The organism is Roseateles sp. P4_D2 (genome assembly GCF_056401875.1).
Map to the genome: position 1 here is coordinate 86,459 of NZ_JBFUIM010000006.1, position 23,251 is coordinate 109,709.

Below are 23,251 nucleotides of genomic sequence, written 5' to 3' on the forward strand. Positions count from 1 at the left end.
GACTAGCCCGCCAGGCTCATGGACAGGAACAGGCGGGCCTTCTGCCAGTCGCGCTGCACGGTGCGTTCGGTCACGCCGAGAGCCTTGGCGATCTCTGGCTCCTTCAGGCCGGCGAAATAGCGCATCTCAACGACCTGGGCCAGGCGGGGCTCCACCTGGGCCAGCTCGTCCAGAGCCTCGTGCACTCGCAGCACGTCGGCGTCGCCATGGGGCAACTGGTCGGCGATGGCGGTGTCCAGCGTCAGATGCAACTCGCCACCGCCACGGCGCTCGGCCCGGCGGGCGCGCACCAGGTCGACAACAACCGAACGCATGGCCTGGGCGGCATAGGCCAGGAAGTGGCGCCGGTCCGGGAAATCAGCCCCTTGGGCGCCGGCCACACGCATCCAGGCCTCGTGCACCAGGGCCGTCGTGTCGAGCAACGTCAGATGACCCGCGTCGCGCACATGCCGGCGCGCCAGGCGCTGCAGGTCGACGTAGAGCTGGGCCACCACCTGGTCGGCGGCGGCGCGGTCGCCTTGGCCGGCGGCCTGCAGCAATTGGGTGATGGCTTGCACCGGCCGCACTCTAACGGCTGGTAACGCCGGCGCAGGGGTTGGTTACGAGCCTGCTGCCGGCAAGCGGCAACTTTTTTGCATCCCGATGTCGGGTTTGGCGGATATCCCCCGTTTAAGAGGATGAGGAGCGATGTCCAAGCCAAGCCAGGGAGCCGGCAAAAGCCGCGGGCCGCCCATTCATTGCTCCTCACCCCGCTGTGAATCGGCCAGGTGGCCGCCAGCGCCGTCCAATCCAACGCGTGATGCCATGCTCCAATCCCAGCTCGCCGACGACCCTCCCCCGCCCGATCGCGCCGGCACGTTCACGCAGGTGCCCAAGGTGGACTCGCTCGGCGCATTCGGCCTGCGCGTGTCGCGCCAGTTCGCGCAGTGCCGCCGCAAGGGCGAGCAGCTCGCCTTGCTGTGGCTGCAGGTCGAGTTGCTGGCACGGCCTGACGGCACCCTGAGCCCTGCTGAGCGCGACAACCTGATTCAGACCGTGAGCCTGCGCCTGCGCAACCGTGTACGCAGCGCGGACGAGGTCGTGCACATGGGAGAGCACTGCTTTGCCGTGCTGCTGGTAGCGGCCGGCGCGCCCGAGGCTGAGCTCGTCGAGGAGCGGCTGCGGCAGGCGCTCAGAGGCGCCTATGGCGTCGACGGCCGGCTGATGCAGGTGGGTGTGCGCCTGGGCACCGCCGTGTTCCCGCAGGCCGGGCGCAACGGCGCCGAGCTGGCGGAAGCGGCGCGGGCGAACCTGCCGGCGGCCGGGGGCGACTGAGCAGCGCTCCTCACACTTCCAGCCACTCCTTGCGGATGTAGGCATTGGCGCGCAGGTCCGCCGGCGAGCCTTCGAAGACGATGCGGCCGTGGCCCATCACGTAGCAGCGCTCGGAGATCTCCATCGCGATGGCCAGCTTCTGCTCGACCAGCAGCACCGCGATGCCGCGGTTCTTCAGCTCCTTGAGGTACTCGGCCACCAGCTCGACGATCTTGGGCGCCAGGCCTTCGGTGGGCTCGTCGATCATGATGAGGTCGGGGTCGCCCATCAGCGTGCGGCAGAGTGTCAGCATCTGCTGCTCGCCGCCCGAGAGCACGCCGGCCTCGGTGTGCTGGCGCTCGCGCAGCCGCGGGAACATCTTGTACATGTCCTCGAAGCCCCAGCGCGGGTTCTTGGCTTTGGACTTCTGCCCCAGCATCAGGTTCTGGTGCACGGTCAGCTTGGGGAAGATGTCGCGGTTCTCGGGCACGTAACCCAGGCCCATATGAGCGATCTCGTAGGCCTTGCGACCCACCAGCTCCACGTCGCCCCAGCACACCGAGCCCTTGGCATCGACCTGGCCCATGATGGTCTTGACCGTCGTGGAGCGCCCAGCGCCATTGCGACCGAGCAGGCTGACGATCTCGCCAGGTTTCACTTCCATGCTGACGCCATGCAGCACATGGCTCTTGCCGTAGAAGGCGTGGACGTTGTCCAGCTTGAGAACACGACCTTCGCTCATGCTGCCGCCGCCTGTGTTTCTGCGAGCACCGAGCCCAGATAGGCCTCCTGCACGCGTGCGTTCGCGCGCACGGCCTCGGGCGTGTCGAAGGCAATGACCTCGCCATAGACCAACACGGCGATCTTGTCCGCCAGGCCGAAGACGACGCCCATGTCGTGCTCCACGGTCAGCAGGGTCTTGCCCACGGTCACATCGCGGATCAGCTGGATGAAGCGCTTGGTCTCGCTCTTGCTCATGCCGGCGGTGGGTTCGTCCAGCAGGATGACGCTGGAGCCGCCGGCGATGGTGATGCCGATCTCCAGCGCCCGCGCCTCGGCATAGGTGAGGTTCATGGCCAGCACGTCGCGCTTGCGGTCGAGCTTGATCATCTCGAGGATCTGCTCGGTGCGATCGTTGGCGTCCTCGAGGTCGGCGAGGAACTTCCAGAAGGCGTAGCGGTGGCCCAGGCTCCACAGCACCGCGCAGCGGATGTTCTCGAACACCGACAGCCGCGTGAACAGGTTGGAGACCTGGAAGCTGCGCGACAGGCCCAGGCGGTTGATCTCGTAGGGCTTCTTGCCGGCTATGCGCTGGCCGTGCAGATGGATCTCGCCCGAGGTCGGCGCGAAGCGGCCGCTGATCAGGTTGAACAGCGTGCTCTTGCCCGCACCGTTGGGGCCGATGATGGCGACGCGCTCGCCGGCCTGCACGGCCAGGTTGGCGCCGCGGATGATCTCGCTCTTGCCGAAGCTCTTGCGCAGGTCGCGCAGTTCGAGGGCGTAGGCCGTGCTCACAGGGCTTCCCTCCGCTTGATTTCTTTTTCGATGTCTTCCTGGATCTCGCCCCACTCGTGCACATAGTGGCGGCGCACCAGCTCGAAGAGAGCGGCGCCGACGACGATGAGAAAGCCGGCACCAAACCAGGCGTCCAGGCCCGCGCTGTTCAGCGTCGCGCCCATGAAGCGCAGCTCGGGGCCCAGGGCCTCATTGAGCTGGCGGTGGTAAAGCATCTCGATCATGGTCGCTGCACCGACCAGCGCTGCGAGGGCCGTGCCGGCCAGGGCGAGGTAGGACGTCCAGAGCTTCTTCAACTTGCCAAAGGCCGCCACGCGCAGATTCATCAGGATGAGGCTGGCAAAGCCGCCCGGGGCGTACATGACCATGAACAGGAAGATCAGGCCCAGGTACAGCAGCCAGGCCTTGGTCAGCTCGGACAGCAGCACGCCGCAGATGACCATCAGCACGGCGCCGATGATGGGACCGAAGAAGAAGGTCGCACCGCCCAGGAAGGTGAACAACAGATAGGCCCCCGAGCGCGCCGCGTGCAGCACGTCGCTGCCATTGACGATCTCGGCGTTGATGGCCCCGAGGCCGCCCGCCACGCCGGCGAAGAAGCCCGAGATGGCGAAGGCCATGAAGCGCACCCAGTGCGTGTCGTAGCCGACGAACTCGACGCGCTCGGGGTTGTCGCGCACGGCGTTCAGCATGCGGCCCAGCGGCGTGCGCGTCAGCGCGAACATGGCCGCCGTGCAGATGAAGCAATAGACGGCGACGAGGTAGTAGACCTGGATCTGCGGGCCGAAGCTGATGCCCATGAAGGGCTTGCCGATGACGCGGTTGCTGGAAACGCCGCCCTCGCCGCCCGAGAACTCAGGCAGCATCAGCGTCAGCGCGAACACCAGTTCGCCAATGCCCAGCGTGATCATCGCGAACGGCGTGCCGGCCTTCTTCGTCGACACGTAGCCCAGCAGCGCCGCGCAGACCAGGCCCGCGAAGCCGCCCACCAGCGGGATCAGGCTGACGGGAATGCCCAGCGTGCCGGCGCCGGCCATGTTCAGCGCATGGATGGCGAGGAAGGCGCCCATGCCGCTGTAGACAGCGTGGCCGAAGCTCAGCATGCCGCCTTGGCCCAGCAGGATGTTGTAGGCCAGGCAGGCGATGACGCCGATGCCCATCTGCGTCAGCATGGTCTGCGCCAGGCCCGTCGTCCAGATGCGCGGCGCGACGAAGAGGATGAGGGCGAAGAAACCCCAGACGAACCAGCGCCCGACGTTGTGGGGCTTGAAATGGAAATCCTTGGACTTGCTCATCGGCTCAGTCTTCCCGCGTGCCCAGCAGGCCCTTGGGCCGGAAGATCAGGATCAGCACCATCAGCAGATAGGGCAGGATGGGGGCGACCTCGGCCATCGTCAGGCGCAGCAGCGGGTAGCCCGGCGTGGCCTGGGTGACGGTGAAGCCGAGGCTGCCGAGCAGCGTGGCGAGGGAGCCGTTGATGGTCAGGGGCAGCGTCTGCAGCAGGCCCACGACGATGGAACCGACGAAGGCGCCCGCCAGCGAGCCAATGCCGCCGACGACCACGACGACGAAGATGATGGCGCCGATGAACGCCGCCATGTTGGGCTCGGTCACGAAGGTGATGCCGCCGATGACGCCGGCCAGGCCTGCCAGCGCGCAGCCACTGCCAAACACCAGCATCAGCACGCGCGGCACGTTGTGGCCGAGGGCCTCGACCATCTCCGGATGCGTCAGCGAGGCCTGGATGATCAGGCCCACGCGGGTCCGTGTCAGCAGCAGCCACAGCGCCAGCAGCATCAGCAGGGCCACCAACATCATGAAGGCCTTGGTCGCCGGGAAGGTCGAGCAGTTGGCCACCGCGCAGACCTCGGGCGACGCCTTGCCCAGCACCAGCGACATGCCTTCCTGGGCGCGCGAAACGATGGTCAGCGCCGAGCCCTCCAGCAGCGCCGGCGGCGTGAACGTCACGGCCGTGCGGCCCCAGATCAGCTGCACCAGTTCCAGCACCACATAGGACAGACCGAAAGTGATCAGCAGCTCCGGCACATGGCCGAACTTGTGCACGCGCCGCAGCGCCAGCCTCTCGAAGCCTGCACCCAGCACGCCAACGGCCAGCGGCGCGAACAGCAGCGCCGGCCAGAAGCCCATGATGCCCACCAGCGAATAGGCGATGTAGGCGCCCACCATGTAGAAGCTGGCGTGGGCGAAGTTCAGTACGCCCATCATGCTGAAGATCAGCGTCAGGCCCGAACTCAGCATGAAGAGCAGCAGGCCGGACGACAGGCCGTTCAGCAGGTTGATGAAGACTTGATCCAAGGCGGTGGCCGGCAAAGTCAGGAAGATCGCGCCGCCGCTGGCGAGCGGCGCGCGGTCGGGTCAGGCACTGCAGCGATCAGCCGGGCCTTTTCATCTGGCAGGACGTCGGGGTCGACGACACATAGCTGTCGTACATTTTCACCGGCGCCAGCGTCATGCCCGTCTTCTCCGGGCTGTAGGGGTACTTGGCGTCGGCCTTCTGCCAGACCGAGATGAACAGCGGCTGCTGCAGCTGGTGGTCGGTCTTGCGCATCGTCACTTCACCATTGAAGCTCTTGACTGTCAGACCTTCCATCGCCGCGGCCACCTTGACCGGGTCGGTCGACTTGGCGTTGGCCATGGCCTGGCTCAGCAGCGAGTAGATGTGCTGCACGCTGAGCGTGTACATGTCGTCGTTGAACTTCTTGTTGTATTCCTCGGCGTCCTTCTGCGCCTGCCCGCCCAGGTTGTAATGGCTGTAGGCCACCTGGAACACGCGGCCCGCGCCGCCGGTGCCCAGTGCCGTCGGCGTGCCGGTCACACCGGTGTAGTAGGTGAAGAACTTGCCGTTGTAGCCGGCCTCGTTGGCGGCCTTGACGAGCAGGGCCAGGTCCGAGCCCCAGTTGCCGGTGATGACGGTGTCGGCGCCGCTGGCCTTGATCTTGGCAACATAGGGGGCGAAATCGCGCACCTGGGCCAGCGGGTGCAGGTCCTCGCCGACGATCTGCACGTCGGGGCGCTTGCGGGCCAGCATCTCCTTGGCGTATTTGGCGACCTGGTGGCCGTGGGCGTAGTTCTGGTTCAGCAGGAAGACCTTCTTGACGTCGGCCTGGTCCTTCATGAAGGTCGTCAGCGCTTCCATCTTCATGGACGTGTCGGCGTCGAAGCGGAAGTGCCAGTAGCTGCACTTGCTGTTGGTCAGGTCGGGGTCCACCGCCGAGTAGTTCAGGTAGAGGATTTCCTTGCCCGGGTTGCGCTCGTTGTGCTTGCTGACGGCGTCGCTCAGGGCCAGCGCCACGCTGGAGCCATTGCCCTGCATGATGTAGCGGATGCCCTGGTCGGCCGCGGCCTTCAGCAGGTTCAGCGATTCGGCGGGGCTCAACTTGTTGTCGAAGGTGACGATCTCGAACTTCACGCCGGCGGGGTTGCTCTTGTTGGTCTTCTCGCCGAGGAACTGGAAGGTCTTGACCTGGTTCTGGCCCACCGGGCCCATCAGGCCGGACAACGCGTCGATATAGGCCAGCTTGACCGTCTCGCCTTTCTGGGCCTGGGCGCCGGCGGCCGCCAGCACCAGCGTGGCGGCTGCGATCGCGCGCAGTGGGGCGCGGGCCGAAGTGATGTCGAACATGCTTGTCTCCTGTTGTGGGTCTGAATGTGAACGGAAGTTAATCCAGCGCGGCCACGCCGCAGTCCCGGGCTTACCCCTGACCGGTCATCGCGCTCATGCCGTCGGGAGCTTGTGGCTCAGGAACTGGTCGCGCAGCTTGAGCTTCTGCACCTTGCCAGTGGCCGTATGCGGAATTTCGGAAACGAAGACAACGTCGTCCGGGATCTGCCACTTGGCGATGCGGCCCTCGTAAAAGGCCAACAACTCTTCGCACGTCAATGTCGCGTCGGGCTTCTTCACGACGACCAGCAGCGGCCGCTCGTCCCACTTGGGGTGCCTGGCAGCGATAACGGCGGCCTCGTGCACGGCCGGGTGGGCCATCGCGATGTTCTCGAGGTCGATGGAGGAAATCCACTCACCGCCCGACTTGATGACGTCCTTGCTGCGGTCGGTGATCTGCATGAAGCCGTCGGCGTCGATGGTGGCCACGTCACCGGTCGGAAACCAGCCTGGCTCGCCATCCACACTGACCAGCGGCGACTCGTCGTGGTTGTAGTACTGGGCGATGACCCAGTGACCACGCACGACCAGATTGCCCGAGCTCTGGCCGTCCCAGGGCAGGGAGCGGCCTTCGTCGTCGATGACGGCCATGTCCACGCCGTAGATGACGCGGCCCTGCTTCTCCAGCAGGCGCTGCTGCTGTTCGGGTGGCAGGTCGAGCTGGCGTGTCGTCAACTTGGACAGCGTGCCCAGCGGCGACATCTCGGTCATGCCCCAGGCATGGATGACCTCGACACCGTAGTCCTGCTGCAGCGACTTCATCATCGCCGGCGGGCAGGCCGAGCCGCCGATGACGGTGCGCTTGAAGGTCGAGAACTTCAGGTTGTTGGCCTTGACGTAGTTCAGCAGGCCCAGCCAGACGGTGGGCACGCCGGCGCTGAAAGACACCTTCTCGCCCTCGAACAGCTCATACAGGCTCTTGCCGTCCAGATGCGGCCCGGGCAGCACGAACTTGCAGCCGACGATGGCCGCGCTATAGGGCAAGCCCCAGGCGTTGACATGGAACATCGGCACGACGGGCAGGATGACGTCGCGGCTGGAGCAGTCCATCGCGTCCGGCAGCGCGGCGGCATAGGCATGCAGCACCGTCGAGCGGTGGCTGTAGATGGCGCCCTTGGGGTTGCCGGTGGTGCCGGACGTGTAACAGATGCTGGAGGCGGTGTTCTCGTCAAACTGCGGCCAGGCGTAGTCGCCGGTCTCGGCGGCCAGCAGGTCGTCAAAGCACAGCAGGTTCGGGATGCCACTGCTTGCTGGCATGTGGGCGCGCGAGGTCATCAGCACAAAGTGCTGAACGCTCTTCAGCAGCGGCGCAATCTTCTCGACCAGCGGCAGGAAGGTGGCGTCAAAACAGAGGATGCGGTCCTGCGCGTCGTTGGCGATCCAGACGATCTGCTCGGGGAAGAGGCGCGGGTTGATCGTGTGGCAGACCAGCGCGGAGCCCGAACTGCCGTAGTAGATCTCCATGTGGCGGTGGCCATTCCAGGCCAGCGTCGCGACGCGGTCGCCGGGCTCGCAACCCAGGCGTGCAAAAGCCTGCGCAGCCTGGCGCGAACGCCGCGCCAGCTCGCGCCAATTGCTGCGGTGCAGGTCGCCCTCGACCCGCTTGCTGACGATCTCGGTCTCGCCCGAATGCCGCTCGGCGTGCTTCAGCAGCGACGAGATCAGCAGCGGATCCGACATCATCCGGCCCATCAATGCCATGGTTGTCTCCTGGCGGTCTTGTAGAACCTGTTTGCAGCCTCCCCATGGCGCCCGCAAGGCAGCACAGGGTCGCAATCAAGGCGCGCGCCGCCGGTCGGGCTCTTGCCCGACCCAGGTGCGCAACGCCGAGTGCGGCCCTGTGCTGCCTTGCCCTCCGGGTTGCCCCGCAAAGGCAGCGTCTGCGGCGTTGCAAATCCTCGCCGGGCAACCAGCCCGACTGCGGTTTGCGTCTTGCAGCCACTGCCTTTGCGGGGCAACGGGCGCCATGGGGAGACTGCGAACAGGTTCCGGCCAGTCTAGTCCCGGGGTCGAACGCCTGAACGTCACAACCGCGACCCTCGCACCCCGGGGAAACACCCGGGTGAGCGAGGCCTTCGGCCCTCTCACTAAACTGGCCGGCTGATGAAAGTTCTGAGTCGCCCGTTCGACGAACCCGCTCTTCCCGGCGACGCGGCCCTGCCGCCTGACCGGGCCCCAAGCCCCGAAGTGTCCTTTTCATCATGAGCCACGATTCCAGCAAGACCTACCCCGTCCAGAAGACCGACGCCGAATGGCGCGAGCAACTCGACGCCACGCAGTACCAGGTCGCCCGCCATGCGGGGACGGAGCGCGCCTTCAGCGGCAAGTACTGGGACCACTTCAAGGACGGCCACTACAACTGCATCGGCTGCGGCACGCCGCTGTTCGAGTCCGACACCAAGTTCGACGCCGGCTGCGGCTGGCCGAGCTACTGGGCCCCGGTCAACAGCGAAGTCATCGAACGCATCGTCGACAGCAGCCACGGCATGGTGCGGGTCGAGGTCCGCTGCAACAAATGTGGCTCGCATCTGGGACACGTCTTCCCGGACGGTCCCGAGCCGACGGGTGAGCGTTACTGCATCAACTCCGCCTCCATCGATTTCGTGAAAGACAATCCCGGCGCATGAAACTGCTGCTCGACTTTCTTCCGCTGATCCTTTTCTTCATCGTCTTCAAGGGTGCTGAAGGGCACGCCGATGCAGCGGCGGCGTTCTCGACCGAGCATTTCGGCTTCCTGGTCTCCGGCGGCGTTGTCGGCGCCCAGGAAGCGCCGGTTCTGCTGGCCACGCTGGTCGTCATGATCGCCACGCTGGCGCAGGCGGCCATCCTGAAGCTGCGCGGCAAGAAGATCGATCTGATGCTGTGGATCAGCCTCGTGCTGGTCGTGACTCTGGGCGGTGCCACGATCTGGTTCCACAACGAGACCTTCATCAAGTGGAAGCCCACCGGCCTGTACTGGGCCATGGCGCTGACGCTGTGGATCTCGCAGGCAGCGTTCGGCAAGAACCTGATCCAGTCCATGCTCGGCAGCGAACTCGCCCTGCCCGACCTGATCTGGCTCAAGCTCAACCGCGCCTGGGTGCTGTTCTTCGCCGCGATGGGCGTGCTCAACCTCTATGTGGCTTACCACTTCTCGACGTCGGCCTGGGCCAACTTCAAGGTCTTTGGCGTGACGGGCCTCATCGTGCTGTTCACACTCGCCCAAGGCCTGTATCTCAGCAAGCACCTGCCGCCGGAAGAGGACAGCAAGCCATGATCAGCGCAGAGATAGAGGCCCGCCTGCGCGCGGAGCTGGCGCCACTGGAACTCAGCATCCGCGACGACAGCGCCCAGCACGCCGGCCACGCCGGTGCCCGCGAGGGCGGCCACTTTCACGTGGCTGTCGTGTCGGATCGCTTTACCGGACTGCAAAGATTGGCCCGGCACCGCCTCGTTTATCATTGTTTGTCCGACCTGATGCAGCGCGGCATCCACGCGCTGGCGATCGACGCCCGGGCCCCGGGTGAACACTGATCAGATCGTGCGTGATTGAAGAACCGCGCGCCCGGCACCGGGCGCGATTTTTTTAGCCTGAATCAAATTCCCCCACCCATGAAGAAGTTTGCGCTCGCCGCCGTCGTCGCGGCCACCATTTCGGCCCTGCTGCCGGCTGCTGCAGTCGCGCAGAACGTCGCCACCGTCAACGGCAAGCCCGTGCCCAAGGCGCGCGTCGAGACGCTGATCCAGCAAGTCACCAAGAGCGGCCAGCAGCAGCGTTCGCCCGAGCTGGAAGCCCAGGTCAAGGACGAGGTCGTGCGCCGCGAGATCTTCATGCAGGAAGCCGAGAAGCGCGGCGTTCCGCAGACCGCCGACTACAAGGTCCAGATGGACCTGGCCCGTCAGATGCTGCTGATCCGCGGCCTGATGGACGACTTCAAGACCAAGAACCCGGTTACGGATGCCGAAGCCCAGGGCGAGTACGACAAATTCAAGGCCGCCAACACCGGCAACGAATACCGCGCCCGCCACATCCTGGTCGAGAAGGAAGAGGACGCCAAGGCTCTGATCGCCCAGATCAAGGGCGGCGCCAGTTTCGAGGAACTGGCCAAGAAGAACTCCAAGGACACCGGCTCTGCGGAAAAGGGCGGCGACCTGGACTTCGCCAATCCGAACAACTTCGTGCCCGAATTCAGCAAGGCCATGACGGCGCTGCAAAAGGGCGAGATGACGCAGGAACCGGTCAAGAGCCAGTTCGGCTATCACATCATCAAGCTCGAAGACACCCGCCCCGCGACCTTCCCGGCCTTCGACGACGTCAAGGCCCAGATCAAGCAGCGCATCGAGCAGCAGAAGATGGCCGAGTTCCAGGACAGCCTGATCAAGAAGGCCAAGACCGACTACACCTTCAGCAAGTAAGCCGGCCTGCCGATCACTTGTTGCAAGACCCGCTACGGCGGGTCTTCTGCCATCTGGACCCGATAAACCATGCCCGACGCCCTCAGCACCCGTCTCGTCCACGCCAGCGGCCCTGACCGCCAGTTCGGTGGCGTCCATACGCCCATCCATCCTTCCGTGCAGTACGCCTACGAGAAGGTGGAGGACCTGATCGCCGTCTTCCAGGGCAAGAGCAAAGGCAGTTTCAACTACGCCCGCCAGGGCACACCGACGACGGCCGCGCTCGAAGCGGTTGTCACGGAGATGGAAGGCGGCATCGGCACCGTCAGCTTCGCCACCGGCATGGCGGCCCTGAGCGCCCTCTTCCTGACGCTGCTGAAGGCGGGCGACCACCTCGTCACCAGCAACCGCGTCTTCGGCAACACCAACAGCCTCTTCCAGACGCTGGAGGGTCTGGGCATCGCGGTCAGCCGCGTCGATGCCGGCGAGGCCGCCGCGGTGCAGGCTGCGCTGCGGCCCGAGACTCGGCTGGTCTTCGTCGAGACCATCGCCAACCCCAGCACCCGCATTCCCGACCTCGAAGGCATTGGCACGCTGTGCCGTGAGCGCGGCCTGCTCTACGTCGTCGACAACACCGTCACCTCGCCGGCCCTGTGCCAGCCGCGCCGCTTCGGTGCCGGCCTGGTGATGAACTCCCTGACCAAGACCCTGGCCGGCCATGGCGAGGCCCTGGGCGGTGCGGTGACCGACACCGGCTGCTTCGACTGGTCGACCTACCCGAACATCTTCCCGGCCTACCGCCAGGGCGACGCGCGCGGCTGGGGCCTGCAGCAGATCCGCAAGAAGGGCTTGCGCGACATGGGCGGCACGCTGTCCAGCGAGGCCGCCCACCGCATCCTCGTCGGCACCGAGACGCTGACGCTGCGCCTGCAACGCAGCAGCGATACGGCGCTGGCGCTGGCTCGCCACCTGGCCGCCCACCCGGCCGTCGAGCACGTGCACTACCCCATGCTCGAGACCCATCCCGAATACGACAAGGCCCGCGCCTGGTTCGGCAGCGGCTCATGGATGATGAGCTTCGAGCTGCGCGACCCCGAGCGCATGGTCGAGGTGCTGAACCGGCTGCGCCTGCCGCTCAAGGCCACCGGCCTGGCCGACACGCGCACGCTGATCATCCCGGTGGCGCCGACCATCTTCTGGGAGATGGGCCAGGCGGCGCGAGCCGCCATGGGCATCGCAGAAGGTCTGGTTCGGCTGTCAGTGGGCCTGGAAGCGCCCGAAGACCTGATCGCCGACTTCGACCAGGCGCTCGCTGACTGACTTCGTTTGCCGGGCCGAGCGCCGGGCCGCTCCCTAGCCGGCCCGTCTGGCGATGTGCTGGCCGGTCGAACCGGGCAGCATCGCCGTCCCCTCGGGGGACCGACCGGGCATGCCCGCGTTCAGCGGGGCAGGAGCGGGCGAGGGGCTCAAGCCGCCAGGCGCCCCGCCTCGATGCGCAACTGGCGCTCGCACCGGGAGGCGATCTCCCGGTCATGGGTGACGAGCACCAGCGTCGTGCCGGCCTCGCGGTTGAGTTCGAACATCAGCTCCATCACCGAGGCACCGGTCGCGAAGTCCAGGCTGCCGGTGGGCTCATCGGCCAGCAGCAGCGCCGGGCGCAACACGAAGGCACGAGCCAACGCCACGCGCTGCTGCTCGCCGCCCGACAGCACGCGCGGGTAGTGGCCCAGGCGCTCGCCCAGGCCCACGCGCGTGAGCATGGCGGCGGCCTGCTCGCGCGCGTCGCGGTCGCCGCGCAGCTCCAGCGGCAGCATGACGTTCTCCAGCGCCGTCAGGTTGGGCAGCAGCTGGAAGCTCTGGAAGACAAAGCCCAGCTCGCGGGCGCGCACGGCGGCGCGCTGGTCCTCGTCCAGCGTGAAGAGATCCTGGCCGCGCAGCGTGACGGAGCCATCGCTGGGCGTGTCCAGGCCGGCGAGGATGGCCAGCAGCGTGCTCTTGCCGGAGCCGGAAGCGCCGACGATGGCCACCGATTCCCTTGCAGTCAGCTCGAAGCTGATGTCATGCAGAATCGTCAGCTCCCCGGTCGCGTCACGCACGCGCTTGGTGATCTGGTCAACTTGAACAAGGGCTTCGGGCATGTCGGGACTGCGGCGGCGATGGGTGTTGGCGCACTTTAGCCTGGGGGTGATCGCCGGCTTTTCTTCAGGGATCTCAGGTGCGGCCGCGGCCGCCGAGGCACCGGTCATCCTGGTCGTCGGCGACAGCCTGTCCGCCGAATACGGCCTCAAGGCGGGCGACGGCTGGGTGGCCCTGCTGCAGAAGCGCCTGGCCGAACAGAAGAAGCCCTACCGCGTCGTCAACGCCAGCATCAGCGGCGACACCACGGCAGGTGGCCGCAGCCGGCTGCCAGCCGCACTGCGCACGCACAAGCCGGCCATCGTCATCCTCGAGCTGGGCGGCAACGACGCGCTGCGCGGCCTGCCGCTGGGGAGCACGCGCGACAACCTGCTGGCCATGGCGCGGGCCGCCCAGGAGAGCGGCGCCAAGGTGCTGATCGCCGGCATGCAGGTGCCACCCAACTACGGCACGGCCTACGGCAAGGAGTTTGCCGACCTGTTCGAGCAGGTCGCCAGGCAGGCCCGCACAGCCTTCGTGCCCTTCCTGCTCAAAGGCGTGGCGGACCGGGCGGACGCGATGGATTGGTTCCAGGGCGACCGCATCCACCCGCTGGCCAAGGCGCATCCGCTGCTGCTGGACAACGTCTGGCCAGCGTTGAAGCCGCTGCTCTAGGCGGCCGTACCAAGCCGCTGCTTCAGCGCTCCTGCTGCTGGGAGTCCCGCGGCTGCTTGTCGCCGCGCGTCGGCACGCCGTCCTGGCGGCCGCGCTTCGGGCCTTCTTCGCGCGGCTGTGCGCGGGGTTGCGCCTGTGGTTGCGCCTGCGGTTGCGGCTGAGGCTGCGGGCGTGGCACCTCGATCTGGCGCTGCGGCTCGGGCTGGGAGATGCGGCGCTGCTGCTCCTCGCGACGCTGCTGCATCTCGCGTTGTTGCGTCTCACGCTGTTGGGCTTCGCGATGCTGCGTATCGCGCTGCTGCGCCTCGCGCTGCTGGATCTCCTCGCGACGCTGCTGAACCTCACGTTGCTGGGCTTCGCGATGCTGCGTATCGCGCTGCTGCGCTTCCCGTTGCAGCTGTTGCTGTTGCTGTTGCTGTTGCTGTTGCTGTTGCTGTTGCTGTTGCTGTTGCTGCTGCTGTTGCTGCTGCTGTTGCTGTTGCTGTTGCTGCGCGCGCCAAGGCATGTTGTCGCCACTGCGCTGCGGCTGCTCGACGCCGGGGCGCTGCTGCTGGGGAACCTGAGGCTGAGGGGCGATGGCCGGAACGGCCGGCTGTGCCACCGCAGGCACAGGCACCTGCGGCTGCACGTCAGTACGGCGTTGATCGCGGCGCTGGGGCCGCTGGTTGCCCTCGCTGCGCCAGCCCATATTGGCCTCCGGCGCGCGGGGATTGCGGCGCGGGAGTTCGGTCTCCGGCGGCCGGGTGGGTGCCGCCGGCAGCACAGCAGCCAGGTCCCCACGGCCCGGCGCTGTCGGCAGCGGGCGGTTCCAGCCCGGCTCGGGGCGACGGTCGGGGCCGCGCACCGGCAGCGGCTGGATGGCCGCGCCGGGAGCGGGCAAGGTGCTGACGGCCGCCGGTGCATCGCGGTATCGGTGCGGGCGCCGCACGGTGACGGGGTCGCGCACGTCGCGCGGATCGTTGACGCGGTTCACATAGCGCGGGCTGTGGTGGTAGGCCGGCACATAGACCTCACGCGGTGCCAGCGGGTACCAGCCAAAGCGTGGCGGCGGTGGACGGCTGCCCACGCTGATGCCGATGCTGACGGAGCCACTGCCGACCCAGCCCACCAGGGCCGGTGCATAGACCGGGCGGTGCACATAGGCGCCCGGCGTCCAGCACCAGCGCCCGCCCCAGCTGACCCAGCGGCCATAGTGGAAGGGCGCGAAGCCCCAGGGCGCGTCGTCCACCCAGGTCCAGCCCCAATGACGCGACCAGGTCCAACGGCCATAGCGGTAGGGCGCCCAGTCCGCGACGGCAACGGTCGTCGGAATCCAGACCGTGCCGTACTCAGGCGCCGTCTCCCAGCGGCCATAACGGTCCAGGTCCTCGGCGCCGGTCATCTCGGGAGACACGTAGCGCGCGACGGGGCGGTCACCTTCCTCGCGGCTTTCGGCCAGCACCCAGTCGCCAAAGCCGTCGCTGAACAGCGGGCTGCGCTCGGCGCGGGGACCGTCGGGCCACCAGAATTCGGCCTGCTCGCCGGTGCCCAGCGTCACGGGCGAGGCGGCGCGAGCCCATTCAAATCGCAGGCGCCCCTGCCAGACATAGGCCTTGCTGCCGCGGTCGAGTTGCTCCACGCGGTAGAGGCCCTCGCGCTCGGGCTGCGCCGTACCCTCACGGGTGCGCAGCCGGGTTTCGGCGGCGTTCTCGGAGTTGCGCAGGCGCACGGCAACGTCGCCGCGGTCAATCTGCAGCAGTGTCTGGCCCTCATCGAGCTGGCTCAGCTCCAGGTCGCTGCGTTCGTCAACCCAGATTGACGTCGAGCCGGAACGCAAACTGATGCGGGCGCGGTCGTCGGTGCGCACGCGATCGCCCTCGCCGACGGTCTGGTTGCGCAACAGCCGCGTCCATTCGCGGGTGTCGTGGTCGAACAGCCAGGCATCGCCGACAACGTCGACGACTCGGGCCGCGCGGGTCGGAGGATCACGGTCGGCGTCCTGTGCCTTGACGGCAGGCGCGATCGCAATGAACAGCGCCAGAGCCAGCATGCGCCAGCTGTTGCGCTTCAGGACAAGCTTGGATTCGATGGACGTGGTCATGAGCCAATGCTCCTTTGCGCCTGCGCAACGCACAAGCTCCGGGTGCGGTGCACCGCACTTACAAGTGTTTCCATCTCTCAATCGTCGTCGGACGCGGGGTCGAGCTCCGGGAAGAGCACGGACGTGAAGCCGAAGCGAGTGAAGTCCTTGATCCGCATCGGGTAGAGGGTGCCATCCAGATGGTCGCACTCATGCTGCACAACGCGGGCATGGAAACCCTCGGCGATGCGGTCGATCACCGCACCATCGGCATCGAAGCCGGTGTAGCGGATGCGTTCATCGCGCTCGACGACGCCGCGCAGCCCCGGCACCGACAGGCAGCCCTCCCAACCCTCGGTGCGCCCGCCGTCCAGCACTTCGATCTGCGGATTGATCAATACGGTGGGCGGCACCGGCGGGGCATCCGGGTAGCGCACATTCTTCGTGTAGCCAAAGATGACCAGGCGCAGGTCCACGCCGATCTGCGGCGCCGCCAAACCCGCGCCATTGGCGGCGGCCATGGTTTCGAACATGTCGGCGATCAGCGCTTTCAGCTCCGGCGTGCCGAAGGCGGTGACCGGTTGGGCCACGCGCAGCAAGCGCGGGTCGCCCATCTTCAAAATCTCGTGCACCGCCACTGCGGCCTCCTTGGGCTATCGTGATCGGTGATTCTAGGAAGCCCCGTTCATGCTTGACTTCATCGAAGACCTCGGCCACGGCATCTACGCCATCGACACCGGCTTCCAGCGCCCGCGCTTCGATGCCGCCTATCTGATGGTCGAGAACGGCCGCGCCGCCTTCATCGATACCGGCACCAACCATGCCGTGCCGCGCTTGCTGGCGGCATTGAACGCGCTGGGGCTGTCACCGGAGGCAGTGGACTGGGTGATCCCGACCCACGTCCACCTCGACCATGCCGGTGGCGTGGGCCTGCTGATGGAGGCCCTGCCCCAGGCCCGCGCCTTGGTGCACCCGCGTGGGCTGCGCCACATGGTGGACCCCAAGGCGCTATGGCTGGGAGCGCTCGCCGTCTACGGCGAGGCCGAGATGCAGCGCAGCTACGGCAAGCTCGTGCCCGTGCCGGCTGAACGCGCCGAGGCCAGCCATGACGAGCAGGTCATCCACCTCGCCGGCCGGCCCCTGCGCCTCATCGACAGCCCCGGCCACGCCAGGCATCACCACGCGATCTGGGACGAGAGGAGCCGCAGCTGGTTCACGGGCGACACCTTCGGCCTGTCCTACCGCGCCTTCGACGTCGACGGCCGCGCCTGGATCCTGCCGACCAGCACGCCGGTGCAGTTCGAGCCCGAAGCGCTCAAGTCCACCGTCGCGCGGCTGCTGGCGGCCGAGCCGCTTGCAATGCAGGTCACCCACTACGGCTGCATCGGCGGCTCGGTGGACGAAGTGCGTCGCCTGGCCTCGCTGATGCTGGAGCAAGTGGACGAGATGGTGGCGCTGGCCGAGTCCCTGCGCGCCGCGCCGCGCCGTCACGAGCAGCTCAAGGCCGGCCTGCTGGATGGCTATCTCGCACGCCTGCGCAGCCACGGCCACCCGGCTGACGCCGAGGCCGCCGACTGGCTGGCCCTGGACGCCGAGCTGAACGCGCAAGGCCTCGAGGTGATGCTGGACCGCCCGGCCCGCTGACGGGGCGATGCGCCCCGCCGCGGTGCGTCGCCTCGCACCGCCTCTGTGCCACCCCTGCGTGGTGCATGCCGGCTCATGGGCGATGCCCGTTTCTGGCGCAGGCATGGTCCTTGCGACGTAGGAGATGAGGTGCTGCGCTGACGCGGCCCTCTGCTTCCGCAGAAGCATCGCCAAAGGCGGCGAACCTCATCTTCCGGCCCCGACCGAGCAGACCGCTGCTCTCGGGGCCTTCTTACTGGTGGCTCCGATCTGGCCTTTCCAAGCCCGTCGGCGCAGCCTGCTTCGCCCTGAACACACATGCAGCACATCGTCCTCATCGGCCACGGAATGGTGGGCCAGAAATTTCTCGAGTCCCTCGCGGAGGGCCCCGCTGCCGCCGACGTGCAGGTGACGGTGCTGTGCGAGGAGCCGCGCCCGGCCTATGACCGCGTGCACCTGTCCGAATTCTTCTCGGGCAAATCGGCCGAGGACCTGTCCCTGGTGCCCGAGGGCTTCTTCGAGAACCACCCCGGCTTCAAGCTGCGCCTGGCCGCCAAGGCCGTGACCATCGAGCGCCGCGACCACACCATCACGCTGGCCGACGGCGAAGTCGTCCACTACGACAAGCTGGTGCTGGCCACGGGCTCCTACCCCTTCGTGCCGTCAGTGCCCGGCCGCGATCGGCCGCATTGCCACGTCTACCGCACCATCGAAGACCTGGAAGGCATGAAAGCCAGCGGCGCGGTCTCCAAGACCGGCGTCGTCATCGGCGGCGGCCTGCTGGGCCTGGAGTGCGCCAAGGCACTGCGCGACATGGGCCTGGAGACGCACGTCGTCGAGTTCGCACCGCGCCTGATGGCCGTGCAGATCGACGAGGGTGGCGGCCGCGTGCTGCGCAAGAAGATCGAAGACCTCGGCGTGCAGGTCCACACCGGCCGCAACACCCTGGAGATCACCGACGGCGCGATGGCCCGCCACCGCATGGTGTTCGCCGACGGCACCTGGCTGGAGACCGACATGATCGTGTTCTCCGCCGGCATCCGCCCGCGTGACGAACTGCCCCGCCAGTGCGTGCTGGCCATCGGCCCGCGCGGCGGCGTCGTCATCGACGACCACTGCCGCACCAGCGACCGCAATGTCTACGCCGTCGGCGAGGTCGCGGCCTGGAACGAGCAGACCTACGGCCTGGTCGCCCCTGGCTATGAGATGGCCCGTGTGGCAGCCCGCCATATTGCGGGCGATGCCGAGGCCGCCTTCCCCGGCGCCGACCTGTCCACCAAGCTCAAGCTGATGGGCGTGGACGTGGCCAGCATCGGCGACGCTCATGGCAAGACGCCGAACTGCCGCAGCTACCAGTACGTCGACGAGCGCAAGCAGATCTACAAGAAGATCGTCGTCAGCGAGGACGGTGAGAAGCTGCTCGGCGCCGTGCTGGTGGGCGACGCCGCCGAGTACGGCACGCTGCAGCAGATGCAGCTGAACGGCATCAAGCTGCCGGCCGACCCCGAGTTCCTGATCCTGCCCAGCAGCGACGGCAAGGCCAAGGTCGGCATCGGCCCGGACGCCCTGCCCGACAGCGCCCAGCTGTGCTCGTGCAACAACGTCAGCAAGGGCCAGATCTGCTCGGCCGTCGGCGACGGTGCGACCACCATCGGCGCACTCAAGGCCTGCACCAAGGCCGGCGCGACTTGCGGCGGCTGCGTGCCGCTCGTTACCCAGGTGATGAAGTTCGAGATGGCCAAGCGCGGCATGGCCGTGAACAACCACATCTGCGAGCACTTCCCGCATTCGCGCCAGGAGCTGTACCACCTCATCCGCGTGGGCGGCATCAAGACCTTCAGCGACCTGATGGCCAAGCACGGCAAGGGCCTGGGCTGCGACATCTGCAAGCCCGCGGCAGCCAGCATCTTCGCGTCGTGCTGGAACGAGTTCGTGCTGGAGCCCAAGCTGGCCGCGCTGCAGGACAGCAACGACTACTACCTCGGCAACATCCAGAAGGACGGCAGCTACTCCGTCGTGCCGCGCATGCCGGGCGGCGAGGTCACGCCCGATGGCCTGATCGCCGTCGGCCAGGTGGCCAAGAAGTACGGCCTGTACACCAAGATCACCGGCGGCGCGCGCGTCGACATGTTCGGCGCCCGCGTCGAGCAGCTGCCCTTCATCTGGGAAGAGCTGATCGCCGCCGGCTTCGAGAGCGGCCATGCCTACGGCAAGTCGCTGCGCACGGTGAAGAGCTGCGTGGGCAGCACCTGGTGCCGCTATGGCGTCGACGACTCGGTCGGCCTGGCCGTCGAGATCGAGAACCGCTACAAGGGCCTGCGCGCGCCGCACAAGATCAAGTTCGGCGTCTCCGGCTGCACGCGGGAATGCGCCGAGGCCCAGGGCAAGGACGTCGGCATCATCGCGACGGAAAAGGGCTGGAACCTCTACGTCTGCGGCAACGGCGGCATGAAGCCGCGCCACGCCGAGCTGATCGCCAGCGACCTGAGCAAGGCCGACCTGCTTAAGTACATCGACCGCTTCCTGATGTTCTATGTGCGCACGGCCGACCGCCTGCAGCGCACCAGCACCTGGCGCGACAACCTCGAAGGTGGCCTGGACTACCTGAAGGACGTCGTCATCAATGACAGCCTGGGCCTCGCCGCCGAGCTGGAGGCGCAGATGCAGGCCGTGGTGGACACCTACCAGTGCGAATGGAAGACGGCCGTCACGACGCCCGAGGTGCGCCAGCGCTTCCGCTCCTTCGTCAACAGCGACAAGCCGGACGAGCGAATCATCTTCGTGGAAGAGCGCGGCCAGATCCGCCCGGCGCGTGCCGAAGAGCGCGAAGAAGAAGCCACGGCCTGATCAAGGAATCGACATGAACTACACCCCCATCTGCAGCGTCGACGACATCCTGCCCAACACCGGCGTGGCCGCTCGCGTTGGTGACCACCACGTGGCCGTGTTCCGCGTCGGCCAGGAAAGCTTCCACGCCATCGACAACATCGACCCGCGCTCCGGCGCCAGCGTGCTGGCCCGCGGCCTGGTGGGCAACCTGGGCGAGCGCATCGTCGTCGCGTCGCCGCTCTACAAGAACCATTTCGACCTGAACACCGGCGAGTGCCTGGAAGCGCCCGAGCAGTCGGTGCGCGCCCATGCCGTGCAGGTGCAGGACGGCCGCGTGCTCGTCGCGCTGCGTTGACTATTTGATTGGCGAAAGAGGAGACAAACCATGGCCTACGTCGTACCCACCGAGTTCGTGACCAAGATGGTCGATGCCGGTGAATCCAAGCTTCTGATGTCCACCCGCGACACGCTGATCCGCTCCTACATGGCGGGCGCCATCCTGGCGCTGGCTGCGGCTTTCGCGGTGACGGTCAGCGTCAACACCGGCAACCCGCTGGTTGGCGCGCTGCTGTTCCCGGTCGGCTTCATCCTGCTCTACCTGATGGGCTTCGACCTGCTGACCGGCGTGTTCACGCTGGTGCCGCTGGCCGTGCTGGACAAGCGGCCCGGCGCGACCTGGGGCGGTGTCATGCGCAACTGGACGCTGGTCTTCTTCGGCAACTTCGCTGGGGCGCTGACGGTGGCCGTCTTCATGGCCATCATCTTCACCTTCGGCTTCAGCGAGGCGCCCAACGCGGTCGGACAGAAGATCGGCACCATCGGCGAAGGCCGCACGGTGGGCTACGCGGCCCATGGTGCTGCCGGCATGCTGACCCTCTTCATCCGTGGCGTGCTGTGCAACTGGATGGTGTCCACCGGCGTGGTCGCGGCGATGATGTCGACCTCGGTTTCAGGCAAGGCCATCGGCATGTGGATGCCCATCATGGTGTTCTTCTACATGGGTTTCGAGCACAGCATCGTCAACATGTTCCTGTTCCCCTCGGGCCTGATGCTGGGCGGCAAGTTCACGATCATGGATTACCTGATCTGGAACGAAATTCCCACCGTGGTCGGCAACCTGGTCGGCGGCCTGACCTTCGTCGGCTTGTCGCTGTACTCGACGCACTACAAGACCGCTCCCAAACGCGTGATCGTGTGAGCCCCTCGTCCAAGGAGTACCTTGGCCGGTCCCCCGAGGGGACGGCGATGCTTGCGGCATCGAGCCGCAAGCACATCGCCAAAGCGGGCCGGCTTGGGAGCGGCCCGGCGCTCGGCCCGAAACGCTCCGGTGTCATTGCATGACTCTACGGGTCGCAGTCGGCCAGCACTCCGAGGCCGGCGTCAAGCCGCTGAACCAGGACTTCCACGGCGCAGCCCTGCCGACCGACGCGCAGCGCCGCTCGCGCGGCATTGCGCTGGCGATTGCCGACGGCATCAGCAGCAGCCCCGTCAGCCAGATCGCCAGCGCGGCGGCGGTGCGCGGCTTCCTGGAGGACTACTACGGCACCTCCGAGGCCTGGACAGTGCGCCGCGCCGCCCAATGCGTGCTGGCCGCCACCAACGGCTGGCTGCACGCCCAGACGCAGCTCGGCGAAGGCCGCTTCGACAAGGACCGCGGCCATGTCTGCACCTTCAGCGCCCTGGTCTTCAAGGGCCGCGAGGTGCATCTGCTGCATGTGGGCGACACGCGCGCCTACCGCATCCATCCCACCGCGCTGGAGCAGCTGAGCCACGACCACCGCGTGCGCCTGGACGGCGGCCAGACCTATCTGGGCCGGGCACTGGGCATCAGCCCGCATCTCGAGATCGACCACGCCTGCTGGCCCACCGAAGTCGGCGAGACCTATCTGCTGGCCACCGACGGCGCCTACGAGCACCTGGACCCGGCGCTCGTCGTCAGCACCGTCAGCCGCCACGGCGCCGAGCTGCAGGCCGCCGCCCAGGCCCTCGTGGCCGTGGCGCTGGCGCGGGGCAGCCAGGACAACGCCACCGTCATGCTGGCGCGCGTTGAATCCCTGCCCGATCAGCTCGCGCCGCCCGTGCAGCGGGAGCGCCTGCGCCTGCCGCCACGGTTGGCCCCACGCATGGAGTTCGAGGGCTACCGCGTCATTCGTGAGCTCTATGCGAGCGCAAGGAGCCAGGTCGTGCTGGCCGTCGATGCCCAGGAGCGCGAATGGGCGCTCAAGCTGCCCTCCGCCGAGATGGGCACCGACAGCCGGGCCCTGGACCGCTTCGCGATCGAGGAGTGGGTGGCGCGGCGCGTCGACAGCCCGCACGTCATCAAGGCCGCGCCGGCCGAGAAGCGCCGCGAGCACCTCTTCACCGCGATGGAGTTCATCACCGGCCAGACCCTGGCCCAGTGGATGACCGATCACCCGAAGCCTGGGCTCGACGAGGTGCGCCAGCTCGTCGACCAGATCGCCCGTGGCCTGCAAGCCCTGCATCGCAAGGAAATGCTGCACCAGGACCTGCGGCCCGAGAACCTGATGATCGACCGCCAGGGCACTGTCATCCTCATCGACCTCGCCTCGGCCCATGTGGCGGGCCTGAACGAGGGCCTGGGCGATGCGCGCGCCACCGACATCGCCGGCAGCCTGCAGTACACCGCGCCGGAATACTTCACCGGCGACGGCGGCACGCAGGTGTCCGAGCTGTTCTCGCTGGCCGTGCTGGCCTACCAGATGCTGACCGGCGCCCTGCCCTACGGCCTGCAGGTGCCCCAGGTGCGTGGCCCCCGTGACCTGCACAAGCTGCAATACGTGCCGCTGCGCACCCGGCGCCCCGACCTGCCCGACTGGCTGGACCGCGTGCTGCGCAAGGCCTTGCATCCCCAACCCTCACGGCGTCAGCAGGCACTGTCAGAGCTGGCGCATGACCTTTATGCACCCGGCCCCGAATTCATGAGCCGGGACCGCACGCCGCTGCAGCAGCGCCATCCGCTGCTGTTCTGGCGCGTGCTGACGCTGGTTTTCGGCCTGGCGACGCTGGTGTTGCTGGGATTGAGGCTGAGCGGCAGCTGACCCCCAACCGAGGGAAGGACCGGTGCT

Annotated in this window: 22 protein-coding genes; 12 read left to right on the forward strand and 10 right to left on the reverse strand. The window is 67.1% G+C overall.

All coding sequences use genetic code 11. The features are described 5' to 3' along the window. Positions 1-2: 2 nt before the first annotated feature. Complete coding sequence (locus AC1DW0_RS12345) at positions 3-557, reverse strand: ECF-type sigma factor (protein ID WP_200955292.1); 555 nt, start codon at positions 555-557, stop codon at positions 3-5. A 247-nt stretch (positions 558-804) separates the two neighbouring features. Between AC1DW0_RS12345 and AC1DW0_RS12350 the strand changes: the two genes are divergently transcribed. After that, positions 805-1,314: a diguanylate cyclase domain-containing protein gene (locus tag AC1DW0_RS12350; protein ID WP_457323284.1), complete on the forward strand. Its 510-nt coding sequence runs from the start codon at positions 805-807 to the stop codon at positions 1,312-1,314. Positions 1,315-1,324: 10 nt separating this feature from the next. On the opposite strand, the gene AC1DW0_RS12355 is transcribed toward AC1DW0_RS12350, so the two are convergent. The 6 genes from AC1DW0_RS12355 to AC1DW0_RS12380 all read right to left on the reverse strand — a co-directional run bounded on the left by AC1DW0_RS12355 (position 1,325) and on the right by AC1DW0_RS12380 (position 8,191). Further along, positions 1,325-2,035 (reverse strand): ABC transporter ATP-binding protein, encoded by a 711-nt coding sequence (locus AC1DW0_RS12355; RefSeq protein WP_477946115.1) that lies wholly within the window; start codon positions 2,033-2,035, stop codon positions 1,325-1,327. Continuing rightward, a complete protein-coding gene (locus tag AC1DW0_RS12360) occupies positions 2,032-2,808 on the reverse strand; it encodes an ABC transporter ATP-binding protein (RefSeq protein WP_477946117.1) in 777 nt (258 codons plus the stop codon). The genes AC1DW0_RS12355 and AC1DW0_RS12360 overlap by 4 nt, the downstream gene beginning before the upstream one ends. Beyond that, positions 2,805-4,103, reverse strand: a complete 1,299-nt coding sequence (locus AC1DW0_RS12365; protein WP_477946119.1) for a branched-chain amino acid ABC transporter permease — start codon at positions 4,101-4,103, stop codon at positions 2,805-2,807. Before AC1DW0_RS12365 ends, AC1DW0_RS12360 begins: the two co-directional genes overlap by 4 nt. A gap of 4 nt (positions 4,104-4,107) precedes the next feature. Further along, entirely contained in the window at positions 4,108-5,067 is a 960-nt protein-coding gene (locus AC1DW0_RS12370) for a branched-chain amino acid ABC transporter permease (RefSeq protein ID WP_235532019.1), read from the reverse strand. A 133-nt stretch (positions 5,068-5,200) separates the two neighbouring features. Then, complete coding sequence (locus AC1DW0_RS12375) at positions 5,201-6,451, reverse strand: branched-chain amino acid ABC transporter substrate-binding protein (RefSeq protein WP_477946121.1); 1,251 nt, start codon at positions 6,449-6,451, stop codon at positions 5,201-5,203. A gap of 93 nt (positions 6,452-6,544) precedes the next feature. Further along, complete coding sequence (locus AC1DW0_RS12380; RefSeq protein WP_477946123.1) at positions 6,545-8,191, reverse strand: 3-(methylthio)propionyl-CoA ligase; 1,647 nt, start codon at positions 8,189-8,191, stop codon at positions 6,545-6,547. 500 nt (positions 8,192-8,691) lie between these two features. Between AC1DW0_RS12380 and msrB the strand changes: the two genes are divergently transcribed. The 5 genes from msrB to AC1DW0_RS12405 all read left to right on the forward strand — a co-directional run bounded on the left by msrB (position 8,692) and on the right by AC1DW0_RS12405 (position 12,184). Then, a complete protein-coding gene (gene msrB / locus AC1DW0_RS12385) occupies positions 8,692-9,117 on the forward strand; it encodes a peptide-methionine (R)-S-oxide reductase MsrB (RefSeq protein WP_056198333.1) in 426 nt (141 codons plus the stop codon). Beyond that, positions 9,114-9,746 (forward strand): septation protein A, encoded by a 633-nt coding sequence (locus AC1DW0_RS12390; protein WP_457349578.1) that lies wholly within the window; start codon positions 9,114-9,116, stop codon positions 9,744-9,746. The genes msrB and AC1DW0_RS12390 overlap by 4 nt, the downstream gene beginning before the upstream one ends. Continuing rightward, positions 9,743-10,003 (forward strand): BolA family protein, encoded by a 261-nt coding sequence (locus AC1DW0_RS12395; RefSeq protein ID WP_056198339.1) that lies wholly within the window; start codon positions 9,743-9,745, stop codon positions 10,001-10,003. Before AC1DW0_RS12390 ends, AC1DW0_RS12395 begins: the two co-directional genes overlap by 4 nt. Before the next feature lie 78 nt (positions 10,004-10,081). Then, a complete protein-coding gene (locus AC1DW0_RS12400) occupies positions 10,082-10,885 on the forward strand; it encodes a peptidylprolyl isomerase (RefSeq protein ID WP_056198343.1) in 804 nt (267 codons plus the stop codon). 69 nt (positions 10,886-10,954) lie between these two features. Next, the gene (locus AC1DW0_RS12405; RefSeq protein WP_477946126.1) at positions 10,955-12,184 is read left to right on the forward strand and encodes a cystathionine gamma-synthase family protein; all 1,230 of its coding nucleotides are present in this window, start codon (positions 10,955-10,957) and stop codon (positions 12,182-12,184) included. 146 nt (positions 12,185-12,330) lie between these two features. On the opposite strand, the gene AC1DW0_RS12410 is transcribed toward AC1DW0_RS12405, so the two are convergent. Beyond that, on the reverse strand, positions 12,331-13,002 hold the full coding sequence (locus AC1DW0_RS12410; RefSeq protein ID WP_056198349.1) for an ABC transporter ATP-binding protein: 672 nt from the start codon (positions 13,000-13,002) through the stop codon (positions 12,331-12,333). On the opposite strand from AC1DW0_RS12410, the gene AC1DW0_RS12415 reads away from it, so the two are divergent. After that, positions 13,001-13,654: an arylesterase gene (locus AC1DW0_RS12415; RefSeq protein ID WP_477946129.1), complete on the forward strand. Its 654-nt coding sequence runs from the start codon at positions 13,001-13,003 to the stop codon at positions 13,652-13,654. The genes AC1DW0_RS12410 and AC1DW0_RS12415 overlap by 2 nt on opposite strands. A 22-nt stretch (positions 13,655-13,676) precedes the next feature. Here the strand turns inward: AC1DW0_RS12415 and AC1DW0_RS12420 are convergent, their stop codons facing one another. Continuing rightward, entirely contained in the window at positions 13,677-15,734 is a 2,058-nt protein-coding gene (locus AC1DW0_RS12420; RefSeq protein ID WP_477946131.1) for a DUF6600 domain-containing protein, read from the reverse strand. 77 nt (positions 15,735-15,811) lie between these two features. Further along, positions 15,812-16,351, reverse strand: a complete 540-nt coding sequence (def, locus tag AC1DW0_RS12425) for a peptide deformylase (protein ID WP_082532714.1) — start codon at positions 16,349-16,351, stop codon at positions 15,812-15,814. 49 nt (positions 16,352-16,400) lie between these two features. On the opposite strand from def, the gene AC1DW0_RS12430 reads away from it, so the two are divergent. The 5 genes from AC1DW0_RS12430 to AC1DW0_RS12450 all read left to right on the forward strand — a co-directional run bounded on the left by AC1DW0_RS12430 (position 16,401) and on the right by AC1DW0_RS12450 (position 23,224). Further along, positions 16,401-17,357, forward strand: coding sequence for an MBL fold metallo-hydrolase (locus tag AC1DW0_RS12430; RefSeq protein ID WP_056198363.1), 957 nt, complete (start codon positions 16,401-16,403; stop codon positions 17,355-17,357). A gap of 297 nt (positions 17,358-17,654) precedes the next feature. Continuing rightward, a complete protein-coding gene (nirB, locus tag AC1DW0_RS12435; RefSeq protein WP_056198366.1) occupies positions 17,655-20,183 on the forward strand; it encodes a nitrite reductase large subunit NirB in 2,529 nt (842 codons plus the stop codon). Positions 20,184-20,196: 13 nt separating this feature from the next. Then, on the forward strand, positions 20,197-20,520 hold the full coding sequence (gene nirD / locus AC1DW0_RS12440; RefSeq protein ID WP_056198369.1) for a nitrite reductase small subunit NirD: 324 nt from the start codon (positions 20,197-20,199) through the stop codon (positions 20,518-20,520). A gap of 30 nt (positions 20,521-20,550) precedes the next feature. Next, positions 20,551-21,363 (forward strand): formate/nitrite transporter family protein, encoded by an 813-nt coding sequence (locus AC1DW0_RS12445; protein ID WP_056198371.1) that lies wholly within the window; start codon positions 20,551-20,553, stop codon positions 21,361-21,363. Between the two features lie 139 nt (positions 21,364-21,502). Beyond that, entirely contained in the window at positions 21,503-23,224 is a 1,722-nt protein-coding gene (locus AC1DW0_RS12450; RefSeq protein ID WP_056198374.1) for a bifunctional protein-serine/threonine kinase/phosphatase, read from the forward strand. Positions 23,225-23,251: the final 27 nt, after the last annotated feature.

Excerpts from the sequence above, each read along its gene's own strand:
- AC1DW0_RS12405 (WP_477946126.1), top strand. The coding sequence starts at position 10,955 with ATGCCCGACGCCCTCAGCACCCGTCTCGTCCACGCCAGCGGCCCTGAC.
- nirB (WP_056198366.1), top strand. The coding sequence starts at position 17,655 with ATGCAGCACATCGTCCTCATCGGCCACGGAATGGTGGGCCAGAAATTT.
- nirD (WP_056198369.1), top strand. The coding sequence starts at position 20,197 with ATGAACTACACCCCCATCTGCAGCGTCGACGACATCCTGCCCAACACC.
- AC1DW0_RS12375 (WP_477946121.1), bottom strand. The coding sequence starts at position 6,451 with ATGTTCGACATCACTTCGGCCCGCGCCCCACTGCGCGCGATCGCAGCC.
- AC1DW0_RS12450 (WP_056198374.1), top strand. The coding sequence starts at position 21,503 with ATGACTCTACGGGTCGCAGTCGGCCAGCACTCCGAGGCCGGCGTCAAG.
- AC1DW0_RS12415 (WP_477946129.1), top strand. The coding sequence starts at position 13,001 with ATGTCGGGACTGCGGCGGCGATGGGTGTTGGCGCACTTTAGCCTGGGG.
- AC1DW0_RS12355 (WP_477946115.1), bottom strand. The coding sequence starts at position 2,035 with ATGAGCGAAGGTCGTGTTCTCAAGCTGGACAACGTCCACGCCTTCTAC.
- AC1DW0_RS12430 (WP_056198363.1), top strand. The coding sequence starts at position 16,401 with ATGCTTGACTTCATCGAAGACCTCGGCCACGGCATCTACGCCATCGAC.
- AC1DW0_RS12365 (WP_477946119.1), bottom strand. The coding sequence starts at position 4,103 with ATGAGCAAGTCCAAGGATTTCCATTTCAAGCCCCACAACGTCGGGCGC.
- AC1DW0_RS12410 (WP_056198349.1), bottom strand. The coding sequence starts at position 13,002 with ATGCCCGAAGCCCTTGTTCAAGTTGACCAGATCACCAAGCGCGTGCGT.
- AC1DW0_RS12445 (WP_056198371.1), top strand. The coding sequence starts at position 20,551 with ATGGCCTACGTCGTACCCACCGAGTTCGTGACCAAGATGGTCGATGCC.
- AC1DW0_RS12350 (WP_457323284.1), top strand. The coding sequence starts at position 805 with ATGCTCCAATCCCAGCTCGCCGACGACCCTCCCCCGCCCGATCGCGCC.
- AC1DW0_RS12400 (WP_056198343.1), top strand. The coding sequence starts at position 10,082 with ATGAAGAAGTTTGCGCTCGCCGCCGTCGTCGCGGCCACCATTTCGGCC.
- AC1DW0_RS12420 (WP_477946131.1), bottom strand. The coding sequence starts at position 15,734 with ATGACCACGTCCATCGAATCCAAGCTTGTCCTGAAGCGCAACAGCTGG.
- AC1DW0_RS12395 (WP_056198339.1), top strand. The coding sequence starts at position 9,743 with ATGATCAGCGCAGAGATAGAGGCCCGCCTGCGCGCGGAGCTGGCGCCA.
- AC1DW0_RS12380 (WP_477946123.1), bottom strand. The coding sequence starts at position 8,191 with ATGGCATTGATGGGCCGGATGATGTCGGATCCGCTGCTGATCTCGTCG.
- AC1DW0_RS12370 (WP_235532019.1), bottom strand. The coding sequence starts at position 5,067 with ATGCTGAGTTCGGGCCTGACGCTGATCTTCAGCATGATGGGCGTACTG.
- msrB (WP_056198333.1), top strand. The coding sequence starts at position 8,692 with ATGAGCCACGATTCCAGCAAGACCTACCCCGTCCAGAAGACCGACGCC.
- AC1DW0_RS12390 (WP_457349578.1), top strand. The coding sequence starts at position 9,114 with ATGAAACTGCTGCTCGACTTTCTTCCGCTGATCCTTTTCTTCATCGTC.